Consider the following 5,839-nt stretch of genomic DNA (forward strand, 5'->3'; position numbering starts at 1 on the left):
AGCTCCTACAGGGAACGACACAAAAACAAGAGGATTTTCTCATGGCTAAAATCGGATTTATCGGCACCGGCATCATGGGCCACCCAATGGCGTTGAACCTGCAGAAAGCCGGTCACAGCCTGTTCCTGTCGGCGCATCACGATGCTGCCCCCGCCGATCTGGTCGCCGCGGGCGCCATCGCACTGGCGAACCCGAAAGAAGTCGCCCAGGAAGCCGAATTCATCATCGTCATGGTCCCGGATACCCCGCAGGTCGATGACGTGCTGTTCCGCGCCGACGGTATTGCTGCCGGCGTAGGCAAAGGCAAAGTCGTGATCGACATGAGCTCGATCTCGCCGACCGCCACCAAGGCCTTCGCCGCCAAGATCAACGAAAAAGGCGCCCAGTACCTCGACGCGCCAGTGTCCGGCGGTGAAGTCGGCGCCAAGGCTGCGACCCTCAGCATCATGGTCGGCGGCGATGCCGATGCCTTCGAACGCGCACTGCCGCTGTTCCAGGCCATGGGCAAGAACATCACCCTGGTCGGTGGCAACGGCGACGGTCAAACCGCGAAAGTGGCCAACCAGATCATCGTGGCGCTGAACATCCAGGCCGTGGCCGAAGCCCTGCTTTTCGCTTCGAAAAACGGTGCCGATCCAGCCAAGGTACGTGAAGCACTGATGGGCGGTTTCGCTTCGTCGAAGATCCTCGAAGTGCACGGCGAGCGCATGATCAAAGGCACCTTCGATCCAGGCTTCCGCATCAGCCTGCACCAGAAGGACCTGAACCTGGCCTTGCAAGGCGCCAAGGAGCTGAACATCAACCTGCCGAACACCGCCAACGCCCAGCAAGTGTTCAGCACCTGCGCGGCCATCGGTGGCAGCAACTGGGACCACTCGGCGCTGATCAAGGGCCTGGAACACATGGCGAACTTCTCGATTCGCGATAAGAACTAAGCCCTGCCTGAACCTGCCCCGTTCCCTGTGGGAGCGGGCTTGCCCGCGATGAAATCACCTCGGTCTGTCTGTAAGACCGCGGTGCCTGTATCGCTGGCAAGCCCGCTCCCACAAGGACCGAGTCGAGACACCAGTTTTTGCCCTACTCCAATAACAAGAATTCCGGGAGCCCGCCATGTCGGTCGATCCGCAACAATTCCTGCGCGAGCTGTTCGCCACAGCCATCGACGCGGCCCATCCTCAGCAAGTCCTCGAAGCCCATTTGCCTGTCGACCGCAGCGGTCGGGTGATCGTCATTGGCGCCGGTAAAGCCGCAGCCGCCATGGCCCAGGTGGTCGAGCGCTGCTGGCAGGGTGAAGTGTCCGGTCTGGTGGTGACGCGTTACGGTCACGGCGCACCCTGCGAAAAAATCGAAGTGGTCGAAGCCGCGCATCCGGTGCCTGACGCTGCAGGTCTTGCCGTCGCCAAGCGCGTATTCGAGCTGGTCAGCGACCTGAGCGAAGAAGACCGCGTGATCTTCCTGCTGTCCGGCGGTGGCTCTGCCCTGCTCGCACTGCCGGCGGTCGGCATCACCCTGGCCGACAAGCAATCCATCAACAAAGCCCTGCTGAAATCCGGCGCGACCATCGGCGAGATGAACTGCGTGCGCAAGCACCTCTCGGCGATCAAGGGCGGACGTCTGGGCAAAGCCTGCTGGCCTGCCACTGTTTATACCTATGCGATTTCCGATGTGCCGGGCGACCTCGCCACGGTCATCGCCTCCGGCCCCACCGTGGCCGACCCAAGCACCTCGGCCGAAGCGCTGGCGATCCTCAAGCGCTACGACATTGAAGTGCCGGCCTCGGTGCGCACCTGGCTGCAAAGCCCGGAATCGGAAACGGTAAAACCCGGCGATCCGAGCCTGGCCCGCAGTCATTTCCAATTGATCGCCCGCCCACAACAATCGCTGGAAGCGGCGGCGGTGAAATGCCGTCAGGCCGGCTTCAGTCCGTTGATTCTCGGCGATCTGGAAGGCGAATCCCGCGAAGTGGCCAAGGTTCACGCCGGCATCGCCCGTCAGGTGGTGCAGCACGGCCAGCCGCTGGCAGCACCGTGCGTGATTCTTTCTGGCGGTGAAACCACTGTCACCGTGCGTGGCAATGGCCGTGGCGGACGCAATGCCGAGTTCCTGCTCAGCCTGACCGAGAGCCTCAAAGGCTTGCCCGGCGTCTATGCGCTGGCCGGTGACACCGATGGCATCGACGGCTCCGAAGACAATGCCGGCGCCATCATGACCCCGGACAGCTACGCCCGCGCCGCCGCCCTTGGCCTGAGCGCCAGCGACGAGTTGGACAACAACAATGGCTATGGCTATTTCGAGGCGCTCGACGCACTGATCGTCACCGAGCCGACCCGCACCAACGTCAACGACTTCCGCGCCATTCTGATCCTCGAGAGCCCAAAATCATGACGCCTGATAAAAAGGTCAAAATCCTCGCCACCCTCGGCCCGGCCATCGACGGAATCGACGACATCCGTGAACTGGTGCTGGCCGGGGTCAACATCTTCCGCCTGAACTTCAGTCACGGTGATCATGCCGACCACGCCCTGCGCTATCAGTGGATTCGTGAAGTCGAGCGTCAGCTGAATTATCCGCTGGGCATCCTGATGGACCTGCAAGGCCCGAAACTGCGGGTCGGCAAGTTCGCCGAGGGCAAGGTGCAACTGGTGCGAGGTCAAGCCTTGCGCCTGGACCTCGATACCACGCCGGGCGATGAGCGCCGGGTCAACCTGCCGCATCCGGAAATCATCGCTGCGCTTGAGCCGGGCATGGACCTGCTGCTGGACGACGGCAAGCTGCGTTTGCGCGTAGTCACCAAATACGCCGACGCCATCGACACCACCGTGCTCAACGGCGGCGAACTGTCGGACCGCAAAGGCGTGAACGTGCCGCAAGCGGTGCTCGACCTCAGCCCGCTGACCGCCAAGGATCGTCGCGATTTGAGCTTCGGTCTGGAACTGGGTGTGGACTGGGTGGCGCTGTCGTTCGTGCAGCGCCCGGACGACATCCGCGAAGCCCGCACCCTGATCGGCGACAAGGCGTTCCTGATGGCGAAAATCGAGAAGCCATCGGCCGTTGAGCAACTGCGGGAAATCGCCGAGCTGAGCGACGCAATCATGGTCGCTCGCGGCGACCTGGGCGTTGAAGTGCCGGCCGAAAGCGTGCCGCAGATTCAGAAGAACATCATCAGTACCTGCCGCGAGTTGGGCAAACCGGTGGTGGTGGCGACGCAGATGCTGGAGTCGATGCGCTTCTCACCGGCTCCAACCCGCGCCGAGGTAACCGATGTGGCCAACGCCGTGGCCGAAGGTGCGGACGCGGTGATGCTGTCGGCGGAAACCGCGTCCGGCGAATACCCGCTGGAAGCCGTGCAGATGATGAGCAAGATCATCCGCCAGGTGGAAAACGGCCCGGACTATCAAGCGCAACTGGACGTCAGCCGGCCGAAAGCCGAGGCGACTGTTTCCGACGCCATCAGCTGCGCGATCCGCCGGATCAGCAACGTGCTGCCGGTGGCGGTGCTGGTGAACTACAGCGAGTCGGGCACTTCGAGCCTGCGTGCGGCGCGGGAGCGGCCAACGGTGCCAATCCTCAACCTGACGCCGAACCTGCAAACCGCTCGTCGCCTGACCGTGGCGTGGGGCGTGCACTCGGTGGTCAACGATCGGCTGCGCCAGGTCGATGAAGTCTGCTCCACGGCACTTGAGATCGCTCAGGCGCAAGGCATGGCGCAGCGCGGCGATACATTGTTGATCACGGCGGGTGTGCCGTTTGGGCAGCCGGGGTCGACTAACTCCTTGCGTATCGAGACGTTGATCTAGAGCGCCCACCGGCCTCATCGTCGGAACGCCGCCCGCAGCCGGCTGGCTCCCACATTGGTTTTGTGTCGATCACGGAATCAAGACTGAACAGAGATTCAGTGTGGGAGCCAGCCTGCTGGCGATGCAGGTGACTCGGTTTCATTGACCTTTCAGAACTGCCATGCCTGCCAATCATTTCAACACCCACTGCCCCGACTGGGCCGAAGCGATGCTCAACGGCTTCAGCCAGATCTTCCTCCAGCGCAATCCGCTGTGCGGTTTGCTGATTCTTTCGGCCATCCTGTTCACCGCGCCCGCCTTGCTCGGCGGTGCATTGCTAGGCGGTGTCGCCGGGCTGCTCACCGCGCAACGCCGCAACTATGCCAAGGCTGATCGTCAGGCCGGATTGTTCAGCTACAACGGCGTGTTGCTCGGCTTGTTGCTGAGCCTGTATTTCCCCTGGTCGGCGATGATGCCGCCGCTGATTCTGGCTGCTGGCGGCCTGAGCGCGATGATCACTCAACAGTGGCTCAAACGCGTGCGGGTCAGCCAATACCTGCCTGCCTACACCACACCCTTCGTCGTGCTGAGCTGGTTGCTGCTGTGCTTCGCCACGCCCTCGACCGGGGCGCACTTGATCGAGGTCAGCACGCTGAACATGCTCGCCGCGCCCCTCAAAGGCATCGGCCAGGTAATGTTCCTCGGCCACCCACTGGCCGGTGCGATGATTGCCGCCGGTTTGCTGATCGCCGATCGCCGTGCCTTCTGCTGGGCGTTGTTGGCGTCTGTCGCGGGCATGGGCTGGAGCATGCTGGATCATGACTTCTACACCGCACTGCTGGGCCTCGGCGGCTATAACGCGGTACTCGCTGCCCTCGCCTTCAGTGCTCAGCGTCGCCAACCGTGGCTGCCGCTGGTTGGCATCGGCTTGGCGCTGGTGCTGACGCCGATGTTCGCCGCCATCGGTCTGCCAACCCTTACCGCGCCGTTCATCCTCGCTGGCTGGTTGATAAGCACGGCTGTTCAGATGCTTCGCAAAACCACTGTCGCCCTTACGCCTTGCACTCTGGAGGAGAATCAACCTAGGCTGCGCTGATCATTGAGTCAGGCGTTATCCATGGACAGCAACAAAAACTGGCGTGAAGACCTTTACGTCATGATTTTCCAGAGTGACACCAAGGCCGGCAGGCGTTTCGACGGCATTCTGCTGCTGATCATCCTCGCCAGCATTGTGATCGTGATGCTCGACAGCATCGACAGCATTCACAAGAACTACGCCGATGTACTCGCCTACATCGAGTGGGGTTTCACGGTGATCTTCCTCGGCGAGTACATCCTGCGCCTGTATTGCTCGCCCAAGCCGCTGCGCTATGCCTTCAGTTTTTATGGGCTGGTGGATCTGCTGGCGATCGTGCCCGGCATCCTCGCGCTGTATTACGCCGATGCGCAGTACCTGCTGATTATCCGGATCATTCGGATGCTGCGGATTTTCCGCGTGCTCAAGCTGAGCCCGTACCTCAAGCAAGCCAACTATTTGATGTCGGCGCTGCGCGGCAGCAAGCAGAAGATCGTGGTGTTTCTGGTCAGCGTCTGCACCCTGGTGACGGTGTTCGGCACGCTGATGTATGTGATCGAAGGCCCGGAACATGGCTTCACCAGCATTCCCAAAGGCATCTATTGGGCTATCGTGACCCTGACCACCGTGGGCTTCGGCGACATCGTGCCGAAGACGCCGCTGGGCCAGGTGATTTCCTCACTGGTGATGATCACCGGTTACTCGATCATTGCCGTGCCCACCGGGATTTTCACTGCCGAACTGGCCAACGCCATGCGCGGCGAACAGCTGCAACACGACTGCCCGGTGTGCCGGAAAAACAGCCATGAACACGGCGCCGCGTTTTGCTCCCGTTGCGGCAATGCCCTGTTCAAAAAACTGGAATAAGCAAAGTCCTTTTTAATCTTTAAACGACTATGCGAGCCCGGCTATAGTCGCTGCCTTTAATTACAGACAAATAACCTGTAGGAGCTGCCGCAGGCTGCGATCTTTTGATCTTGCTTTTGAA

General features: G+C 61.4%; 5 protein-coding genes. All 5 read left to right on the forward strand.

The window, feature by feature from the left end:
• Nucleotides 1–41 precede the first annotated feature (41 nt).
• The 5 genes from ACW9JC_RS28225 (at nucleotide 42) to ACW9JC_RS28245 (ending at nucleotide 5,718) form a co-directional block, all read left to right on the forward strand.
• On the forward strand, nucleotides 42–935 hold the full coding sequence (locus tag ACW9JC_RS28225) for a 2-hydroxy-3-oxopropionate reductase (RefSeq protein WP_416129955.1): 894 nt from the start codon (nucleotides 42–44) through the stop codon (nucleotides 933–935).
• Nucleotides 936–1,110: 175 nt separating this feature from the next.
• Complete coding sequence (locus ACW9JC_RS28230; RefSeq protein WP_457459143.1) at nucleotides 1,111–2,385, forward strand: glycerate kinase type-2 family protein; 1,275 nt, start codon at nucleotides 1,111–1,113, stop codon at nucleotides 2,383–2,385.
• Complete coding sequence (pyk, locus tag ACW9JC_RS28235; protein WP_338582338.1) at nucleotides 2,382–3,797, forward strand: pyruvate kinase; 1,416 nt, start codon at nucleotides 2,382–2,384, stop codon at nucleotides 3,795–3,797. The genes ACW9JC_RS28230 and pyk overlap by 4 nt, the downstream gene beginning before the upstream one ends.
• Before the next feature lie 160 nt (nucleotides 3,798–3,957).
• On the forward strand, nucleotides 3,958–4,872 hold the full coding sequence (locus ACW9JC_RS28240; protein WP_457459146.1) for an urea transporter: 915 nt from the start codon (nucleotides 3,958–3,960) through the stop codon (nucleotides 4,870–4,872).
• Between the two features lie 21 nt (nucleotides 4,873–4,893).
• The gene (locus tag ACW9JC_RS28245; RefSeq protein ID WP_338582340.1) at nucleotides 4,894–5,718 is read left to right on the forward strand and encodes an ion transporter; all 825 of its coding nucleotides are present in this window, start codon (nucleotides 4,894–4,896) and stop codon (nucleotides 5,716–5,718) included.
• Nucleotides 5,719–5,839: the final 121 nt, after the last annotated feature.

The organism is Pseudomonas sp. SDO5591_S426, from assembly GCF_054070755.1.